We start from the raw sequence: 17,748 nt of genomic DNA, 5'->3' as shown, positions 1-17,748 counted from the left end.
TGTCATGCCCGATCATTGAATGGACGTCTTTGATGAGCGACATTTTCCAGCGCAACGGTGCTGTCCTGATGCAGCGTTGGCCGCATGTCATGCAACGTCTGCTCGCCGAAGAGAGCCTGGCGCTCTCCGTCGAGCTGCTCGAAGGGCCCAGTCCGACCCTCAGCGTTGGCGGCATCCAGCTCACCAGCCGACATGACCGCATCAAGGAAGCGCAGCAGCAGGCGGCGAGCCTGCCGCCAGACAGTCCGCAGCTGCATGTCTACGGCACCGGTCTTGGGGATTTGCAGCGTGTGCTGCTGGCCTCCACAGCCGCCGATCAGGTGCACGTCCACATCCTCAACGGCGCTTTGTTCATGCTGGTGCTGCAGTCGCTGGAACAGGACGACTGGCTCGACGACCCGCGCATCAGCCTGCATTACGCGGCTGACCATCCTGAAATCCGGCTGCCTTTCTTCGCACTGCCTGCCGAGCTGGTACTCAGCGACGATGCCAATGCACGCATCCGCGACCGGCTGGTGAGCGAGGTGCATGTCGGCTTCAACAATCAGCCTTTCGATCCCCGTCATCCCGAAAACCGGCGACTGCTGGAGCAGGGTATGAAACTGCTGGAGTCCGACCCGGACGTCGCGGGCCTGTTCGGCACGCAAACCGGTCGTGACGCGTTCGTCATTGCGACCGGCCCCAGCCTGCAGCAGCACTTGCCGCGGCTGCGAGCGCTGAGTCAGTTGCCAGAGCGGCCGCTGCTGATCTGCGTGGACACCGCGCTGGTTCCGCTGCGCAGGCAAGGCATCCTCCCGGACGTGGTGGTCAGCATTGATCACAACATCACTTCGCGACACCTGCCGCCTGATGATTCGGCCCTCATGACGCTGGTGTATCTGCCGAGAATCGACGCCGAACTGCTCGCCGGCTGGCAAGGGCCGCGTTACGTCGGTTATTCGAGCAGCCCGCTGTACGCAGAGATCCGTCAGCAGGTGCCGCGCGCGCAGCTGTTCGTGGCCGGGAGCGTGATCCATCCGGCCATCGATCTGGCGGTGAAGATGGGCGCTGCGAGGATTACTTTGTTCGGGGCGGACTTTGCTTTCCCCGGCAACAAAACCCACACCGGTTGGGACGATGGCGACCTCGGCCCGCAGGTCGGGATATCCCGGCACTGGGTGCACGACGGGCGCGGCGAGAAGGTCAGGACCCAGCTCAACTTTCGCAGCTACCTGATCGAGCTCGAGCGCTATATCGTTCAGCACCCTGAGGTTCGTTTTTTCAATACCAGCCGTGACGGCGCACTGATCGTCGGCACTGAATTCGACCCGGACTGGACCGCGCCATGATTTCCGAAGCCCGCATCGTCAGCGATGCCCAGCAGTGCGCTTTGCTGTTCCGCTTGGGCCGTGACATCGAGGCGGCGCTCAAGACGGTCGAGCTCATCGAGGCCGCCATGCCCCTGATCGTCCAGCGCCCTTTAACAGCGCAGCAGGCGTGGGCGCAGGTGTTGAGCGCGATACTTGCCTGCCAGGAACGGCAAGACTGGATCGGCGTCGCGGACTGGCTGGAATATGAGTGGGTGGCGCTCGTCGGTTCGGACCCTTCGGCGCACGCGCCTGGCGCGCCCTCCCAATGAGGACATTGCATGCGTAAACAACTCGACATACCCGTGCTGGGCCGCGAAGGGCTGCTGGATTAAACCTCGCGGTAAATCAGCAATCTCTTGCCGGACGGGCGTGATCTACAGGTGCGCGCGGTCATTGATCGGTACCTGGACGAAGCCGCCCAAGGCGTCAGCATCATCAACCGCGACGTGGCCCCCGGCTGCATCGTGTTTGCCGAAGGCCGGGAACTGGTCCAGAAGCCTGCGAAGCGGCGGATTTATCAAGGACTTCTTCCGGCTTTATATATCTTTCAAACCGGTTGGCGGCTTGACCATCACAACAGTATTGGCGCCACGCAATTCTTAATCAAAGAATATTCCTACGCTGAGTTTTATAGGTTTAATGTTAAAAGGCACTGTCGCGGCCTGTTTTCATTAAATAAATATTTTTGCCGTCGGTCATGTAGTTAGCCGGTTATTTATCCGGCATTTGTCGTGATGGCACACTTTCACTGTCCGGTTTTAATTAAAGCCCGGTGAGGGCTCGTCGATAAAGAAGTTGTAGGTTTTCCGGGAGAAATGGACTTCCCCGCTTTGCTGAAAGCCTGCCGTTTCTATCAACGAGGGAATTCAAAATGGCTTTAACCGTAAATACCAATATCGCGTCGCTGTCTGTCCAACGCAACTTGAACCGCTCTTCGGATTCATTGAGTACCGCAATGACTCGATTGTCTTCGGGGTTGCGGATCAATAGCGCCAAGGATGATGCTGCGGGGTTGCAGCTTGCATCTAGACTCACCACTCAAGTTCGCGGAATGACCGCCGCTATGCGAAATGCAGGCGCCGCCATTTCTATTATTCAATCGGCTGAAGGTGCGCTCGATCAGACCATGAATAATTTGCAGCGCATGCGCGATATAGCCCTGCAAGCAACGAACGGAGATAAAGGACCGAAAGAGCGAGATGCTCTGAATCTCGAGTTTCAAAAATTGTCGGCTGAGGTGTCTCGAACGGCCAAAGGTACGACGTTCGGTGCAGAGTTGAATCTGCTCGACGGCAGCGCGGGAGAGCTAAGTTTTCAAGTGGGTGCGAATGTTGGTGCCACGGAAAAAATCAGTCTTTCGCTGAGTGATGACTTCTCCAGCGAGACGATTTTTGCGGCCCGCGAGGATCGGCCAGCGGTGGCAGCAAGTGCTACTACCAGTGGCTCCAAAGCAATCGTCAAAGGCCAATACACCCCCCTGTCAATCGATGGGACCGGTGCGAGAAACACCGATAGCAATTCCGTGACGCAGGTGATGACCGATGCGGTGACAACCGCGAAGGCAGACCTGGTGACGGCTGAAACGACTTTCGCGGCTATTGCGTCGCCCGTCCAGGCTGATATTGACGCGCTGAACACTGCCAAAAAAGCAGTATTTGATGCCGAAAAAACTGTGGCTGACGCGCAGGCAACGGACGTTAGCCTTAACAAAGCGGCGCGCATCGAGAATATCGAGTACACCATCCAGTCCATCGATAAAGCGATCAGTCAGATCAATGCTGCCCGCGCTGATTTGGGGGCAAATCAAAATCGCATGACCAGTGCGATTCAGAACCTGCAAAACATGACGAAAAACGCCGAGGCCTCCCGCGGGCAGATCGAGGACGTTGACTTCGCAGCTGAAACCGCCGAGCTGACCAAACAACAAACCCTCCAGCAAGCCTCGACCGCCATCCTGGCACAGGCCAATCAGCTACCGGCGGCGGTGCTCAAGCTGCTGCAGTAAGGCCTCAGCGCTAATCGGAGTCATGCATGAAAGGGGCGCGCCCATCGGCGCGTCCTGGCAAAACTCGTTGGAAATAAAGGGCTTGGCGTCTGGATTAAAGCTTGGGCAGGTCGGGCCGAAACGCTGTGTAACCCCCGTCAAAAGCAGGGGTGGCGCTCTGGTGGCAAAAAATTTTCAAAAAGGCCTCAAGCTCCTTGCAACCACGACGATAAACATTACGAAGGTTCTCTAGGCCACACCCGGCGGTTGCCAGGGCCGGAAAGCCGCAGCACCCAACCAACGAGGAATTCATCATGTCTTTAAGCGTAAACACTAACGTTGCCTCCCTGGCTGTTCAGAAGAACCTGGGCAAGTCCTCCGATGCTCTGGCAACCTCGATGACCCGTCTGTCTTCCGGCCTGAAAATCAACAGCGCCAAAGACGACGCCGCTGGTCTGCAGATCGCTACCCGCGAAACTTCGCAAATCCGTGGTCAGACTGTAGCAATCAAGAACGCCAACGACGGTATCTCGATGGCTCAGACCGCTGAAGGCGCTCTGCAAGAATCCACCAACATTCTGCAGCGTATGCGTGAACTGGCTGTACAGTCACGAAACGACACCAACGGTTCTGCTGACCGTACCGCTCTGAACGCTGAATTCGCTCAGATGTCGGACGAACTGACCCGTATCTCCGCTTCGACCAACCTCAACGGCAAGAACCTGCTGGACGGTTCGGCTGGCAGCATGACTCTGCAAGTAGGTTCGGACGTAGGTTCGGCTAACCAGATCACCCTGACCCTGACCGGCAAGTTCGACGCAACCTCTCTGTCGGTTGCCAGCGGTTCGGTTGCCATCTCCGGCACCAGCGCCACTGCTTCGGGCAACATCGACAAGGCGATCACTTCGATCGACGCGGCTCTGGCCAAGATCAACAGCACCCGTGCTGACCTGGGTGCTTCGCAAAACCGTCTGACCAGCACCATCTCCAACCTGCAGAACGTCAACGAAAACGCCACCGCTGCACTGGGCCGTATTCAGGACACCGACTTCGCAGCCGAGACCGCTAACCTGACCAAACAGCAAACTCTGCAACAGGCTTCCACCGCTGTTCTGGCCCAGGCTAACCAACTGCCTTCCGCTGTACTGAAACTGCTTCAGTAATATCGGAATGAGTTTTGGCGGGGGAGTGTGCTTGCGTACTCTCCCGCTTTTTTACTTTGAGAGGTGAGTGGGCATGGATATTAGCGCAAAGCTGAACTTGTCTTACGCTGCTGTGCAACCGGTGCCTGTAGTCGCGGAGAAGCCGGCTGCCGTCCCTCAAGTCGTCACTGCCCCGGCTTCGGCCAGCAACGCAGATACGGCGTCGAGTAAAGACTCAGGATCCGGAGATAACTCGCAGGCCTTGAAAACCGCCGTGCAGGAAATCGAAAAATTCGTTCAGTCAGTGCGACGTAATCTTGAATTCTCTATCGATGAGGCGTCGGGAAAAGTTGTTGTGAAGGTGATTGCCAGTGAAACGGGTGAGGTCGTACGCCAGTTGCCGTCCGCCGAGGCCCTGAAAATTGCCGACAGTCTGCAGAACGCACACAGCCTGTTGTTTGACGCAAAAGTTTAAATGGCATGAAACGTGAACGCGGTTATTTTGAGCTTTGAACAGTCAAAAGACCGACTCAAACTGAAAGGAGACTTACATGGCTAGTCCAATTACCCCTTCAACCGGCCTCGGGTCTGGCCTGGCTATTGGCGATATCGTCAGTGCGCTGGTCAACTCTGACAAATTGGCGAAGCAGACGCAGATCACCACCCAGACCAAACTGGTCACCACCAAGCTCTCGGGCATCGGCACGCTGCAATCGGCGTTGTCGGCGTTTCAGACATTGCTCAAGCCGCCTTCAGGCACTACCAGCAAGCTTCAATTCGCAGGCTATGCCGCAACTTCTTCGGACGCCACCAAAGTCAGCGTGACCTCCGACAACAGCGCTGTTCCAGGCACCCACACGGTGACCGTGAACCAGCTGGCAACCAGTTCCAGTGTCGCCACCGCCGCATTCGCCGGCAGCGCCACGACCAGTGCTATTCCGACTGGTGGTTCCCTTACCGTCAGTCAAAATGGCATTGGCAAGACCTACACCATCGCCGATGGTGCAACCCTGGCTTCGATCGCCAAGCAGATCAACGCCGACACCAAAACCACCAATATCAGCGCCAACATCATCACGGACGCCAATGGCTCGCGTCTGGTGTTTGGTTCGACGGCGACCGGCCTTGGCTCTGACATCACCACAACCAGCGATATCACTGGTTTACAGATCAATGCCGGGGTCCCGGTGGACACGACTTCCGCCAGTTCTGCCGGTTACATCGGCAGCATGCCGGTGAATGCGGACGTCACCATCGACGGCTTCAACTTCACCAGCAAGAGCAACACCATCGACAAAAACCTGGGCGGTGTTTCGATGACATTGCTGCCAGGCAGTGTGGAGGCTCCGGTCACGGTCACCGTCGCGACCAACACCGACGGTCTGAAGACGTCGCTGCAGGCATTCATCGATTCCTACAATTCTGTGGTCAAGGCCATCAGTACGGTGACCAAAGCCACGATCAGCGACACGCCGGATAAAGACACCGGTGCGACTGTCACGCCCGCCGCCCTGACCGGTGACTCCATGCCGCGTTCGATCCTGTCGGCGCTGCGCAATGAGCTGGTCACCACCGGCGCGGGTGGAAATCTTTCGGTGTTGTCCCAGTTGGGAATCACTACTGCTCAGACCGATGGCACGCTCTCTCTGGACAGCACCAAATTCGACGCGGCCATGGCCAAAGGCCTGGCGGGTGATGTGCAGCAATTGTTCAGCGGCACGGGCGACGGCAGCAATGGATTGATCGCGCGAATGAATGCGGCAATCACGCCTTACACCCAGACGGGCGGCATCCTCGCGACGCGCACCACCAGCCTGAACAAACAGCAGAATGATCTTCAGCTTCAGCAGACTGCCCTGGACTTGCGCGTCACGACGCTGACTGCGACCTTGACGGCCAAGTACAACGCAATGGACTTGCTGGTCGGACAACTCAAGGCCTCGGCGACCAGCATCACCTCGTTCTTCGACTCGCTCAATGCGTCCAAGAGCTGATCGTTGACGACCGCTCAGAGACCCGGCCCAAGTGCCGGGTTTTTGGCATCTGGCCTTAAAGTTTTTTCAGGCCGTGTCGATACCCTGAATATAGAAAACTTCGAGTTGTGCGAGGTAAGAACATGAACCGTATGGCAGCCCTTCGGCAGTATCAGAAGGTCAATTCACAAGCCCAGACCGCCGTGGCGACCCCGCATCGGCTGGTACAAATGCTGATGGAAGCCGGCCTGGATCGTATTGCCCAGGCCAAAGGCGCCATCGGTCGCAAGGATGTGCCGGCCAAGGGCGTCCTCATCGGCAAGGCGATCGAGATCATCGGTGGCCTGCGCGAAGGGCTGGACATGGAAAAGCAGGCAGAAGAACTGGCCCACGTCGACAATCTCTACGTGTACATGATGAAGCGTCTGGCTCAGGCCAATATCAAGTCCGATCCCCGCATCCTCGACGAGGTCAGTGAATTGCTGACCACCGTCAAAGAAGGTTGGGATGCCATCGGCGAACAGCAACCCGCGCTGTAAGGAGACCACCATGAGTGTTGCACTCAAGCGAATCGAAGAAACCCGTGAGGCCTTGGTCGATGCTCTCGCTCAGCGCGATTGGGAGGCGATCGGCCAACTCGATCTGGCCTGCCGTGCCTGTGTCGATGAAGTGATCAGTCAGGCGAGCGACGATGAGCCTGAGTTGCGCAGCAATCTGGAGGAGCTGCTGGGCGTGTACAGGCAGATGATTGACGTCGCCGTGGGCGAACGTCAGGCGATTGTCGATGAAATGTCGCAGATCCAGCGAGCGAAAAGCGCTGCAAAGGTTTACCATCTGTTTGGTTGACGCTTGGTTGATCGAAAAATTTTGTGCGCCATAAAATTGACTGTGTACGGTTTTTTGACTTAACTAGTGATGTTCACTAATTTCTGGTTTCTGTGGCGTCTCTGCGGACCATACATAAGCCAAGCTTGCCCCTGAATGGGCATCGAGTTGACTAGGGAAGTTGCTATTGCATGTGGCGTGAAATCAAAATTCTGCTGATCGATGACGATAGCCAGCGCCGCCGTGACATGGCGGTGATTCTGAATTTTCTCGGCGATGAGAACCTCTCCTGCTCCAGCACTGACTGGCAGCAAGTGGTGGGCTCTCTGGCATCCACTCGGGAAGTCCTTTGCGTACTGGTCGGCTCTGTCAATACGCCGGGCAGTCTCCAAGGGCTGCTTAAGACCATCGCTGCATGGGATGAGTTCCTTCCGGTTCTGCTGATGGGCGAAAATTCTTCTGTCGAGCTCGCAGAAGACCTGCGTCGGCGGGTTTTGTCTACCGTCGAAATGCCGCCCAGCTACAGCAAGCTGCTGGATTCCCTGCACCGCGCCCAGGTCTATCGCGAGATGTACGATCAGGCCCGTGAGCGTGGCCGCCAGCGCGAGCCCAATCTTTTCCGCAGTCTGGTCGGCACCAGCCGGGCCATTCAGCATGTCCGCCAGATGATGCAGCAAGTGGCCGACACCGACGCCAGTGTGTTGATCCTTGGCGAATCGGGTACCGGCAAGGAAGTGGTCGCGCGCAACCTGCACTATCACTCCAAGCGCCGCGACGCGCCTTTCGTGCCGGTCAACTGCGGCGCCATTCCCGCCGAATTGCTCGAGAGCGAACTGTTCGGTCACGAGAAGGGCGCATTCACCGGTGCGATCACCAGTCGTGCGGGACGTTTCGAGCTCGCCAATGGCGGTACGCTGTTCCTCGATGAAATCGGTGACATGCCGCTGCCGATGCAGGTCAAGCTGCTGCGCGTGCTGCAGGAACGCACCTTCGAGCGCGTGGGCAGCAACAAGACGCAGAGCGTCGACGTGCGCATCATTGCCGCCACCCACAAGAATCTCGAAGACATGATCGAGAGCGGTGGCTTCCGCGAAGACCTTTACTACCGTCTCAACGTGTTCCCAATTGAAATGGCGCCGCTGCGCGAGCGTGTGGAAGACATTCCGCTGCTGATGAATGAACTGATCTCGCGCATGGAGCACGAGAAGCGCGGTTCGATCCGTTTCAATTCCGCCGCAATCATGTCGCTGTGCCGTCATGGCTGGCCGGGCAATGTGCGGGAGCTGGCCAACCTGGTCGAGCGCATGGCGATCATGCATCCATATGGCGTGATCGGCGTGGCCGAGCTGCCTAAGAAATTCCGCTACGTTGACGACGAAGACGAGCAGTTGGTCGACAGTCTGCGCAGTGATCTGGAAGAGCGTGTGGCCATCAACGGTCATACGCCCAATTTCGCCAACGGTGCCATGCTGCCTCCGGAAGGCCTTGACCTGAAGGATTACCTCGGTGGTCTGGAGCAGGGGCTGATCCAGCAGGCGCTCGACGATGCCAACGGCATTGTGGCACGCGCCGCCGAGCGTCTGCGCATCCGCCGTACCACGCTGGTGGAGAAGATGCGAAAGTATGGAATGAGCCGCCGTGAAGGGGACGATCAGGGCGACGACTGACACTCGTTTGACGCCCTGAAAAACAAACCGCTGATTTTTCAGCGGTTTTTTTTCGGCATGAGGATTGCTAAGTCTCGTGTATCACACCGTTTACTGACGGTTCGCCACACGAGAGATCAACTATGCCTCAGGCCGCTCAGATGTCTTCCGAACCTGTCTTACCGGCGGGTTCGCACGTGCAGCCGTCCCTGGAAGTGGAAAATCCGCAAGGGCTCGAACATGCTTTCGCGTGGTTCAATCAGATGTCGACGCAGCTGACTGACTCGTACAGCTTGCTGGAAGCCCGCGTCACCGAGCTCAAGGGCGAACTGGCGGTGGTCAGTGCTCAGCGCATGCAAGAGCTGGCGGAGAAGGAGCGTTTGGCCAACCGTCTGCAGAACCTGCTGGACTTGCTGCCGGGTGGCGTCATCGTCATTGACGGCACCGGGATGGTCCGCGAAGCCAATCCGGCAGCGTGCGACCTGCTCGGAGAGCCTTTGGTGGGCATGCTCTGGCGTCATGTCATCACCCGCTGCTTCGCTCCGCGCGAAGACGACGGCCATGAAATTTCCCTCAAGGACGGTCGTCGGCTGTCGATCGCGACGCGTTCGCTGGACGCCGAGCCCGGGCAATTGGTGCTGCTCAACGACCTGACTGAAACCCGTCATCTGCAAAGCCAGCTGGCGCGTCATGAACGTTTGTCGTCGCTGGGGCGCATGGTGGCCTCGCTCGCCCATCAGATCCGCACGCCCTTGTCGGCGGCCATGATCTACGCCAGCCATTTGACAGAGCAGGCGCTGAATGTCGAGACCCAGCAACGGTTTGCCGGGCGGCTCAAAGAGCGGCTGCATGAGCTTGAGCATCAAGTGCGTGACATGCTGGTGTTCGCCCGTGGCGAGCTGCCGCTGACCGACCGTGTCAGTCCGGCGGCGCTGGTGTCGGCGCTGGAGTCCGCTGCGCAGACGCACGTACGCGATGTCGCCGTGCGCTGGCAGTGCAACAGCCCGCACGGCGAACTGCTCTGCAATCGCGACACGCTGGTCGGCGCGCTGCTCAACCTTATCGAAAATGCGGTGCAGGCGAGTGCCGGTCAGGCGCGCGTCAAGATTCATGCGTACAACCGCGGCAACAGGCTGCGGGTGTGCATCAGTGACAGCGGCAGCGGCATCGAGCCTGCGGCGCTGGCGCGTATCGGCGAGCCTTTCTTCACCACCAAAACCACCGGAACCGGTCTGGGACTGGCTGTGGTCATGGCGGTTGCTCGCGCTCACCAGGGGCAGGTGCAATTCCGTTCGCGTCCGGGGCGCGGCACCTGTGCCATCGTTTCCTTGCCGCTGGTTCCGGGCACCGGCGGGACGGGTAATTATTCATGACGATCAAGGTATTGCTGGTCGAGGACGATCATTCCCTGCGCGAAGCCCTGGGCGAAACGCTCGAGCTGGCCGGTCACGATTATCAGGCTGTCGGCTCGGCCGAAGAAGCGCTGCAGGCTGCGGGCGAGGCGTCATTCAGTCTGGTGGTCAGCGACGTCAACATGCCTGGCATGGACGGTCATCAGCTGCTGGCGCAGTTGCGCAGCCGCTACCCGCAATTGCCGGTGCTGTTGATGACGGCCCACGGCGCGGTCGATCGTGCGGTGGAAGCCATGCGTCAAGGCGCCGCCGATTATCTGGTCAAGCCGTTCGAACCCAAGGCGCTGCTGGCGCTGGTGGCGCGTCACGCGCTGGGTCGACTCGGGCCAGCTGACGGCGAGGGTCCGATTGCCGTCGAGCCTGCCAGCGTGCAGTTGCTCAATCTGGCCAGCCGCGTGGCGAAGAGCGATTCCACCGTGCTGATCTCCGGCGAGTCGGGGACGGGCAAGGAAGTGCTGGCGCGGTTCATTCATCAGCAATCGCCGCGCGCCGGCAAACCCTTCATTGCCATCAATTGCGCGGCGATTCCGGACAACATGCTCGAAGCGACGTTGTTCGGCCATGAAAAAGGCTCGTTCACCGGCGCCATTGCCGCGCAGGCGGGCAAGTTCGAGCAGGCTGACGGCGGCACGATTCTGCTCGACGAAATTTCCGAGATGCCGATGGGGCTGCAGGCCAAGTTGCTGCGCGTGCTGCAGGAGCGGGAAGTGGAGCGCGTCGGTGCGCGCAAGCCGATCGAGCTGGACATCCGCGTGCTGGCGACCACCAACCGTGATCTGGCGGGCGAAGTGGCGGCGGGGCGCTTCCGTGAAGACTTGTTCTACCGGCTGTCGGTGTTTCCGCTGGCGTGGCAGGCGTTGCGTCAGCGGCCCGCCGATATCCTGCCGCTGGCTGAGCGATTGCTCGCCAAGCACGTCAATAAAATGAAGCACGCGCCGGTTCGTTTGTCGGCCGATGCGCAAAAGTGTCTGGTCGAATACAGCTGGCCGGGCAATGTTCGAGAACTGGACAACGCCGTGCAGCGCGCACTCATTCTGCAGCAGGGCGGGGTGATTCAGGCGCAGGACTTCTGTCTGGCCGGGCCGATCACTTTCGCGTCGATCCCGGCCGCTGCCCCTGTCCTTCAGGTTTTGCCCGGCGTGCCGACAACGTCCAGCGTCATGGATTCGTCACCGGAGGTGGGTGGCGCTGAGCAGGCCGGTGCCCTGGGAGAGGATCTGCGTCGCCGCGAGTTTCAGATGATCATCGACACCCTGCGCGCCGAGCGCGGCCGCCGCAAGGAAGCCGCCGAGCGCCTGGGCATCAGCCCGCGCACCCTGCGCTACAAACTGGCGCAGATGCGCGATGCAGGGATGGATGTCGAAGGTTATCTGTTCGCCAGCTGAATGAAATAAGCCCTGTAGAAGCGTGCTTGCCTGCGATTGCGCCGTGTCAGCCACCTCTCTTGTGACTGGCGAACCGCGGTGGCAGGCCAGCGCGCCTGCCGTTCCAAATGCTCCGTCCTTAACACCTCAATACTTTCATTGAAAGGTGGCAATGTGCCGCTATTGGTCTGGCACCGTTGTTGCTACTACATGGGTAACCGCTGAATCCGTGTCAAAAATTTGCGGCCCTTTTGAGAGAGACGTCCATGAACCAAGGTGTTGAATTTAATCGCTTGATGTTGGACATGCGCTCCATGCAGATGGACGCCATGGCCAGACCCAAAGCCATCGCGGCTCCGGAACAAGTGGGTGCAAGCAGCTTTTCCGACATGCTCGGCATGGCCGTGAACAAGGTCAACGACACCCAGCAGGCATCCAACCAGCTGGCGACTGCTTTCGAGATGGGCAAGAGCGGTGTGGATCTCACTGACGTGATGATCTCCTCGCAGAAAGCCAGCGTTTCGTTTCAGGCGCTGACCCAGGTGCGCAACAAGCTGGTTCAGGCGTACCAAGACATCATGCAAATGCCGGTTTGAGGACGATTTAAGTCATGGCTGAAGCCGTCGCCGATAACGTACCTGCCAAGGCAGGTGCGACAGGAAGCAAACCGCCGATGTTCGGTTTGGCGTTCCTGCAAAATCTTTCCGAGATGACCATGCTGCGTCAGGTCGGCCTCATGGTCGGTCTGGCCGCCAGCGTGGCGATTGGTTTTGCCGTCGTGCTCTGGTCGCAACAGCCGGACTACAAGCCGCTGTATGGCAGCCTGTCGGGCATGGACACCAAGCAGGTGATGGATACGCTGGCGCAGGCCGACATTCCTTACACCGTCGAGCCCAACTCCGGCGCGCTGCTGGTCAAGTCCGACGACTTGTCCCGTGCCCGCATCAAGCTGGCCGGCGCTGGAATCGCGCAGACCGACGGCAACGTCGGCTTCGAGATCCTGGACAAGGATCAGGGCCTGGGCACCAGCCAGTTCATGGAGGCCACGCGTTATCGCCGTGGTCTGGAAGGCGAACTGGCGCGCACCATTTCCAGCCTGAACAACATCAAGGCCGCTCGCGTGCACCTGGCGATCCCGAAAAGCTCGGTGTTCGTGCGTGACGACCGCAAGCCCACCGCCTCGGTGCTGGTGGAAATGTACGCCGGTCGCTCGCTTGAGCCAGGTCAGGTTGCCGCCATCGTCAATCTGGTGGCGACCAGTGTTCCTGAGCTGACCAAGTCTCAGGTCACGGTCGTCGATCAGAAAGGCAATCTGCTGTCCGATCAGGCGGAAAACTCCGAACTGACCATGGCCGGCAAGCAATTCGATTACACCCGTCGCATGGAAACCATGCTGACCCAGCGTGTACAGAACATCCTGCAACCGGTGCTGGGCAATGACCGCTACAAGGCTGAAGTCTCGGCTGACGTCGATTTCAGCGCGGTCGAATCCACCGCCGAAAGCTTCAACCCTGATCAGCCGGCACTGCGCAGCGAGCAGACCGTCAACGAACAACGCTCCAGCAGCAGCGGTCCGCAAGGCGTTCCGGGTGCTCTGAGCAACCAGCCGCCTGGCCCGGCCACTGCGCCTCAGAACGCTGCCGCCGGTGCTGCTGGCGCAACCGGTCCGATCGCCCCAGGTCAGCCGCTGCTGGACGCCAACGGTCAGCAGATCATGGACCCGGCCACCGGTCAGCCGATGCTTGCGCCTTATCCGTCGGACAAGCGTAACCAGTCGACCAAGAACTTCGAGCTGGACCGTTCCATCAGCCACACCAAACAACAGCAGGGCAAGATCAATCGCCTGTCGGTAGCGGTGGTGGTCGACGATCAGGTCAAGGTCAACCCGGCCAACGGTGAAACCACCATGGTGCCGTGGACTGCCGACCAGCTGGCGCGCTTTACGCGTCTGGTGCAGGACGCCGTGGGCTTCGATGCCAGCCGCGGTGACAGCGTCAGCGTGATCAACGTGCCGTTCTCGACTGACCGTGGTGAAGTGATTCCGGATATTCCGTTCTACTCGCAACCCTGGTTCTGGGACATTCTCAAGCAGGCCATGGGTGTGATCTTCATCCTGGTGCTGGTGTTCGGTGTGCTGCGTCCGGTGCTGAACAACATCACCAATCCGAAGAGCAAGATGGCCGACGGTGACGTCGAACTGGGCGGCATGGTGGGTCTGGATGGCGAACTGGCAAACGACCGCGTGAGTCTGGGCGGTCCGCAAAGCATTCTGCTGCCTAGCCCGAGCGAGGGTTATGACGCGCAGCTCAACGCAATCAAGAGCCTGGTGGCTGAAGACCCGGCTCGGGTGGCTCAGGTCGTAAAAGAGTGGATCAACACAGATGAGTGATAGTCGTGCTGCTGCGGTCAAACTGAGCCGCGTCGATAAGGCTGCGATCCTGCTGCTCACCCTGGGTGAGACTGACGCCGCCCAGGTTCTGCGCCACATGGGCCCTAAAGAGGTTCAGCGCGTCGGTGTGGCCATGGCGCAGATGCGCAATGTGCACCGCGAGCAGGTGGAGCAGGTGATGAGCGAGTTCGTCGACGTGGTCGGCGATCAGACCGGCGTGGGCATCGGCTCGGACGGCTACATCCGCAAAATGCTGACCCAGGCGCTGGGCGAGGACAAGGCCAACGGCCTGATCGACCGCATTCTGCTGGGCGGCAACACCAGCGGTCTGGACAGCCTGAAGTGGATGGAACCGCGCGCCGTCGCGGACGTCATCCGCTACGAGCACCCGCAGATCCAGGCCATCGTCGTCGCGTATCTGGACGCCGACCAGGCCGGTGAAGTGCTGAGCCATTTCGACCACAAGGTGCGTCTGGACATCATCCTGCGCGTCTCCTCGTTGAACACCGTTCAGCCAGCGGCGCTGAAAGAATTGAACCAGATCCTCGAGAAGCAGTTCTCGGGCAATGCCAACACGTCGCGTACGACATTGGGTGGTATCAAGCGTGCCGCGGACATCATGAACTTCCTCGACAGTTCGATCGAAGGCCAGCTCATGGACTCCATCCGCGAAGTGGACGAAGACCTGTCGACACAGATCGAAGACCTCATGTTCGTCTTCAACAACCTGTCTGACGTCGACGACCGTGGCATTCAGGCCTTGTTGCGTGAGGTCTCCTCCGATGTACTGGTACTGGCATTGAAAGGCTCGGACGACGCGATCAAGGAAAAGATTTTCAAGAACATGTCCAAGCGTGCTGCCGAACTGTTGCGCGACGACCTGGAAGCCAAGGGTCCGGTTCGCGTCAGCGACGTGGAAGCGGCCCAGAAGGAAATCCTCACCATTGCCCGTCGTATGGCGGAGGCCGGGGAAATCGTTCTCGGCGGCAAAGGTGGCGAGGAAATGATTTAACAACAGGTGCAGTCGATGTTCAGCTCCGATAAAGCAGCACCCAGCGAGCTCATCCGCGCCAAGGATGCCAGCAGTCTGGACGTCTGGGCGCTGCCCAGCTTCGATCCTCATGTGGAAGCACCCGAGCCTGAGCCGGTTGAAGAGCCGGAGCTGGCCGAAAGCGAAGAAGTGCCGCTGGAGGAAGTCCAGCCACTGACGCTGGAAGAGTTGGAAAGCATCCGCCAGGACGCTTACAACGAAGGCTTTGCCATTGGCGAGAAAGACGGCTTTCACAGCGCCCAGCTCAAAGTGCGTCAGGAGGCGGACGCGGCTTTGGCGGCCAAGCTCGAGAGTCTGGAAACCCTGATGAGTCACCTGTTCGAGCCCATCGCCGATCAGGACGCGCAGATCGAGAAGTCGCTGGTTCAACTGGTCGAGCATCTGGCCCGCGAAGTGATCCAGCGTGAGCTGAAAACCGAATCCGGCCAGATCGGCAAGGTGCTGCAGGATGCCCTGCGGCTGCTGCCGATGGGCGCCAATAACGTGCGCATTCTGGTCAATTCCCAGGATTTCGCCCAGGTCAAAGCCCTGCGCGAGCGTCATGAAGAGAACTGGCGCATCCTCGAAGACGACACCCTGCAGCCCGGTGGTTGCCGGGTCGAGACGGAGCACAGCCGCATCGATGCGTCCATCGAGACGCGCTTGAGCGTGGCGATTGCGAAAATGTTCGACCAACTGCACGAGCAGGCGCTGCACCCGGCAATGCCCGACGTGAGTGTCGACCTCGAAGCGGCGATCAAAAGCGCGGAAGAACAGAGCCTGAGCAGGGCGGAAGCCAGCGATGCGTCTTGAGCGCACCAGTTTCGGCAAGCGTATGAGCACGTACGCTGACGCCATCCGTCTGCCTGTGCAGCCGGTGGTCGAGGGCAGGCTGTTGCGCATGGTGGGCCTGACGCTTGAAGCTGAAGGTCTGCGCGCCGCCATGGGCAGCCGCTGCGTAGTGATCAACGACGACAGCCATCATCCGGTGGAAGTCGAAGCCGAAGTCATGGGCTTTGCCGGCGGCAAAGTGTTCTTGATGCCAGTGGGCAGCGTCGCCGGCATCGCCCCTGGCGCGCGAGTCGTTCCGTTGCCGGACACTGGCCGTCTGCCCATGGGCATGACCATGCTCGGTCGCGTCCTCGACGGCGCGGGTCGGCCGCTGGACGGCAAGGGCGGCATGAAGGCCGAAGACTGGGTGCCGCTGGACGGCCCGACCATCAACCCGCTCAAGCGCGATCCGATCAGCGTGCCGCTGGACGTGGGCATTCGTTGCATCAACGGATTGCTGACCGTCGGGCGCGGTCAGCGTCTGGGTCTGTTCGCCGGTACCGGTGTGGGTAAGAGTGTGCTGCTGGGCATGATGACCCGCTTTACCGAGGCCGACATCATCGTCGTCGGTCTGATCGGCGAACGGGGCCGCGAGGTGAAAGAGTTCATCGAGCACATCCTGGGCGAAGAAGGCCTCAAGCGCTCGGTGGTGGTGGCGTCGCCTGCCGACGATGCCCCGCTGATGCGTTTGCGCGCGGCCATGTATTGCACGCGAATAGCCGAATATTTTCGTGACAAGGGCAAGAATGTCCTGCTGTTGATGGATTCGCTGACCCGTTTCGCCCAGGCGCAGCGGGAGATCGCACTGGCCATCGGCGAGCCGCCCGCGACCAAGGGCTATCCGCCTTCAGTGTTCGCCAAGCTGCCCAAGCTGGTCGAGCGCGCCGGTAATGCCGAGAAAGGTGGTGGCTCGATCACCGCGTTTTATACCGTTCTGTCCGAAGGCGACGATCAGCAGGACCCGATCGCCGACTCGGCGCGGGGCGTGCTCGACGGTCACATCGTGCTCTCCCGGCGGCTGGCGGAGGAGGGGCATTACCCGGCCATCGACATCGAAGCCTCGATCAGCCGGGTCATGCCATCGGTGGTCGATCCGCAGCACATGGTTCAGGCGCAATATTTCAAGCAGTTGTGGTCGCGCTATCAGCAGAGCCGCGACCTGATCAGTGTTGGCGCTTATGTGGCCGGCGGTGATCGCGAGACCGACCTTGCCATCAACTTGCAGCCGCAACTGGTGAAGTACTTGCGCCAGGGTCTGCACGACAACGAAAGCATGCAGAGCAGCGAAGAGCAGCTGGCGAAGATCTTCAATCCCCAGGGCGGGGGTTGATAGCCCATGGCGCAGAGCCGCGCATCCCGTCTGGCGCCGGTGGTGGAAATGGCCGAAAAGGCCGAAAAGACCGCCGTGCAGCGTCTGGGGCATTTCCAGGGTCAGGTGCGAATTGCCGAAACCAAACTGGGTGAGCTGGAGAAATTCCGCTCGGATTATCAGCAACAATGGATCGACAAAGGCGCTCACGGCGTGTCGGGCCAGTGGCTGATGAATTACCAGCGCTTTCTCAATCAGCTGGAAACGGCGGTTGCGCAGCAGCGGCAGAGCCTGAACTGGCATCAGAACAACCTGAACAAGGCCCGCGGCGAATGGCAAAAGGCTTACGCCCGCGTTGAGGGACTGCGCAAGCTGGTGCAACGCTACATCGACGAAGCCCGCGCGCTGGAAGACAAGCGCGAGCAGAAACTGCTGGACGAGCTGTCCCAGCGCCTGCCCAGGCACGATGCGTTCTGATTGACCGATCGACCGGG

The 17,748-nt window shown here is 59.7% G+C and carries 18 protein-coding genes; all 18 read left to right on the top strand.

Translation table 11 applies throughout. The features are described from left to right. Positions 1 to 32 precede the first annotated feature (32 nt). The 18 genes from BMZ10_RS08395 (at position 33) to fliJ (ending at position 17,731) form a co-directional block, all read left to right on the top strand. Complete coding sequence (locus tag BMZ10_RS08395) at positions 33 to 1,328, top strand: motility associated factor glycosyltransferase family protein (RefSeq protein WP_093459700.1); 1,296 nt, start codon at positions 33 to 35, stop codon at positions 1,326 to 1,328. Next, entirely contained in the window at positions 1,325 to 1,618 is a 294-nt protein-coding gene (locus tag BMZ10_RS08390) for a hypothetical protein (RefSeq protein WP_093459697.1), read from the top strand. The genes BMZ10_RS08395 and BMZ10_RS08390 overlap by 4 nt, the downstream gene beginning before the upstream one ends. A gap of 111 nt (positions 1,619 to 1,729) precedes the next feature. Next, positions 1,730 to 2,056, top strand: coding sequence for a hypothetical protein (locus BMZ10_RS27395; protein ID WP_143070272.1), 327 nt, complete (start codon positions 1,730 to 1,732; stop codon positions 2,054 to 2,056). A gap of 164 nt (positions 2,057 to 2,220) precedes the next feature. Then, the gene (locus BMZ10_RS08385; RefSeq protein ID WP_093459694.1) at positions 2,221 to 3,354 is read left to right on the top strand and encodes a flagellin N-terminal helical domain-containing protein; all 1,134 of its coding nucleotides are present in this window, start codon (positions 2,221 to 2,223) and stop codon (positions 3,352 to 3,354) included. Between the two features lie 293 nt (positions 3,355 to 3,647). Next, positions 3,648 to 4,496 carry a flagellin domain-containing protein gene (locus BMZ10_RS08375; RefSeq protein ID WP_093459687.1) on the top strand — a complete coding sequence of 283 codons (849 nt, stop codon included), beginning with the start codon at positions 3,648 to 3,650 and terminating at the stop codon, positions 4,494 to 4,496. A 73-nt stretch (positions 4,497 to 4,569) separates the two neighbouring features. Beyond that, on the top strand, positions 4,570 to 4,950 hold the full coding sequence (locus BMZ10_RS08370; RefSeq protein ID WP_093459684.1) for a flagellar protein FlaG: 381 nt from the start codon (positions 4,570 to 4,572) through the stop codon (positions 4,948 to 4,950). A gap of 76 nt (positions 4,951 to 5,026) precedes the next feature. Then, positions 5,027 to 6,469, top strand: coding sequence for a flagellar filament capping protein FliD (fliD, locus tag BMZ10_RS08365; protein WP_093459681.1), 1,443 nt, complete (start codon positions 5,027 to 5,029; stop codon positions 6,467 to 6,469). Positions 6,470 to 6,591: 122 nt separating this feature from the next. Next, on the top strand, positions 6,592 to 6,987 hold the full coding sequence (fliS, locus tag BMZ10_RS08360; protein WP_093459678.1) for a flagellar export chaperone FliS: 396 nt from the start codon (positions 6,592 to 6,594) through the stop codon (positions 6,985 to 6,987). 10 nt (positions 6,988 to 6,997) lie between these two features. Continuing rightward, a complete protein-coding gene (gene fliT, locus BMZ10_RS08355; RefSeq protein WP_093459675.1) occupies positions 6,998 to 7,294 on the top strand; it encodes a flagellar protein FliT in 297 nt (98 codons plus the stop codon). A 170-nt stretch (positions 7,295 to 7,464) separates the two neighbouring features. After that, positions 7,465 to 8,940, top strand: a complete 1,476-nt coding sequence (gene fleQ, locus BMZ10_RS08350) for a transcriptional regulator FleQ (protein WP_093459672.1) — start codon at positions 7,465 to 7,467, stop codon at positions 8,938 to 8,940. A 122-nt stretch (positions 8,941 to 9,062) separates the two neighbouring features. Next, positions 9,063 to 10,292 (top strand): sensor histidine kinase, encoded by a 1,230-nt coding sequence (locus tag BMZ10_RS08345; RefSeq protein ID WP_093459669.1) that lies wholly within the window; start codon positions 9,063 to 9,065, stop codon positions 10,290 to 10,292. Continuing rightward, positions 10,289 to 11,716, top strand: a complete 1,428-nt coding sequence (locus tag BMZ10_RS08340; RefSeq protein WP_093459666.1) for a sigma-54-dependent transcriptional regulator — start codon at positions 10,289 to 10,291, stop codon at positions 11,714 to 11,716. Before BMZ10_RS08345 ends, BMZ10_RS08340 begins: the two co-directional genes overlap by 4 nt. 245 nt (positions 11,717 to 11,961) lie before the next feature. Then, positions 11,962 to 12,291 (top strand): flagellar hook-basal body complex protein FliE, encoded by a 330-nt coding sequence (gene fliE, locus BMZ10_RS08335; RefSeq protein ID WP_093459663.1) that lies wholly within the window; start codon positions 11,962 to 11,964, stop codon positions 12,289 to 12,291. Between the two features lie 14 nt (positions 12,292 to 12,305). After that, the gene (gene fliF / locus BMZ10_RS08330; RefSeq protein WP_093459660.1) at positions 12,306 to 14,084 is read left to right on the top strand and encodes a flagellar basal-body MS-ring/collar protein FliF; all 1,779 of its coding nucleotides are present in this window, start codon (positions 12,306 to 12,308) and stop codon (positions 14,082 to 14,084) included. Continuing rightward, complete coding sequence (gene fliG / locus BMZ10_RS08325; RefSeq protein ID WP_093459657.1) at positions 14,077 to 15,096, top strand: flagellar motor switch protein FliG; 1,020 nt, start codon at positions 14,077 to 14,079, stop codon at positions 15,094 to 15,096. Before fliF ends, fliG begins: the two co-directional genes overlap by 8 nt. 15 nt (positions 15,097 to 15,111) lie before the next feature. Further along, positions 15,112 to 15,927, top strand: a complete 816-nt coding sequence (gene fliH, locus BMZ10_RS08320; protein WP_093459654.1) for a flagellar assembly protein FliH — start codon at positions 15,112 to 15,114, stop codon at positions 15,925 to 15,927. Beyond that, entirely contained in the window at positions 15,917 to 17,275 is a 1,359-nt protein-coding gene (gene fliI / locus BMZ10_RS08315; protein WP_093459651.1) for a flagellar protein export ATPase FliI, read from the top strand. Before fliH ends, fliI begins: the two co-directional genes overlap by 11 nt. Before the next feature lie 6 nt (positions 17,276 to 17,281). Then, complete coding sequence (gene fliJ, locus BMZ10_RS08310) at positions 17,282 to 17,731, top strand: flagellar export protein FliJ (RefSeq protein WP_093459648.1); 450 nt, start codon at positions 17,282 to 17,284, stop codon at positions 17,729 to 17,731. Positions 17,732 to 17,748 lie beyond the last annotated feature (17 nt).

The sequence above is a fragment of the Pseudomonas sp. NFR16 genome (assembly GCF_900108875.1).
Lineage (GTDB): Bacteria > Pseudomonadota > Gammaproteobacteria > Pseudomonadales > Pseudomonadaceae > Aquipseudomonas.
The sequence above is the reverse complement of the archived record's forward strand: the minus strand, read 5'-3'. Positions and strand labels throughout refer to the sequence as shown.

Excerpts from the sequence above, each read along its gene's own strand:
- BMZ10_RS08395 (WP_093459700.1), top strand. The coding sequence starts at position 33 with ATGAGCGACATTTTCCAGCGCAACGGTGCTGTCCTGATGCAGCGTTGG.
- BMZ10_RS08390 (WP_093459697.1), top strand. The coding sequence starts at position 1,325 with ATGATTTCCGAAGCCCGCATCGTCAGCGATGCCCAGCAGTGCGCTTTG.
- BMZ10_RS08385 (WP_093459694.1), top strand. The coding sequence starts at position 2,221 with ATGGCTTTAACCGTAAATACCAATATCGCGTCGCTGTCTGTCCAACGC.
- BMZ10_RS08375 (WP_093459687.1), top strand. The coding sequence starts at position 3,648 with ATGTCTTTAAGCGTAAACACTAACGTTGCCTCCCTGGCTGTTCAGAAG.
- BMZ10_RS08370 (WP_093459684.1), top strand. The coding sequence starts at position 4,570 with ATGGATATTAGCGCAAAGCTGAACTTGTCTTACGCTGCTGTGCAACCG.
- fliD (WP_093459681.1), top strand. The coding sequence starts at position 5,027 with ATGGCTAGTCCAATTACCCCTTCAACCGGCCTCGGGTCTGGCCTGGCT.
- fliS (WP_093459678.1), top strand. The coding sequence starts at position 6,592 with ATGAACCGTATGGCAGCCCTTCGGCAGTATCAGAAGGTCAATTCACAA.
- fliT (WP_093459675.1), top strand. The coding sequence starts at position 6,998 with ATGAGTGTTGCACTCAAGCGAATCGAAGAAACCCGTGAGGCCTTGGTC.
- fleQ (WP_093459672.1), top strand. The coding sequence starts at position 7,465 with ATGTGGCGTGAAATCAAAATTCTGCTGATCGATGACGATAGCCAGCGC.
- BMZ10_RS08345 (WP_093459669.1), top strand. The coding sequence starts at position 9,063 with ATGCCTCAGGCCGCTCAGATGTCTTCCGAACCTGTCTTACCGGCGGGT.
- BMZ10_RS08340 (WP_093459666.1), top strand. The coding sequence starts at position 10,289 with ATGACGATCAAGGTATTGCTGGTCGAGGACGATCATTCCCTGCGCGAA.
- fliE (WP_093459663.1), top strand. The coding sequence starts at position 11,962 with ATGAACCAAGGTGTTGAATTTAATCGCTTGATGTTGGACATGCGCTCC.
- fliF (WP_093459660.1), top strand. The coding sequence starts at position 12,306 with ATGGCTGAAGCCGTCGCCGATAACGTACCTGCCAAGGCAGGTGCGACA.
- fliG (WP_093459657.1), top strand. The coding sequence starts at position 14,077 with ATGAGTGATAGTCGTGCTGCTGCGGTCAAACTGAGCCGCGTCGATAAG.
- fliH (WP_093459654.1), top strand. The coding sequence starts at position 15,112 with ATGTTCAGCTCCGATAAAGCAGCACCCAGCGAGCTCATCCGCGCCAAG.
- fliI (WP_093459651.1), top strand. The coding sequence starts at position 15,917 with ATGCGTCTTGAGCGCACCAGTTTCGGCAAGCGTATGAGCACGTACGCT.
- fliJ (WP_093459648.1), top strand. The coding sequence starts at position 17,282 with ATGGCGCAGAGCCGCGCATCCCGTCTGGCGCCGGTGGTGGAAATGGCC.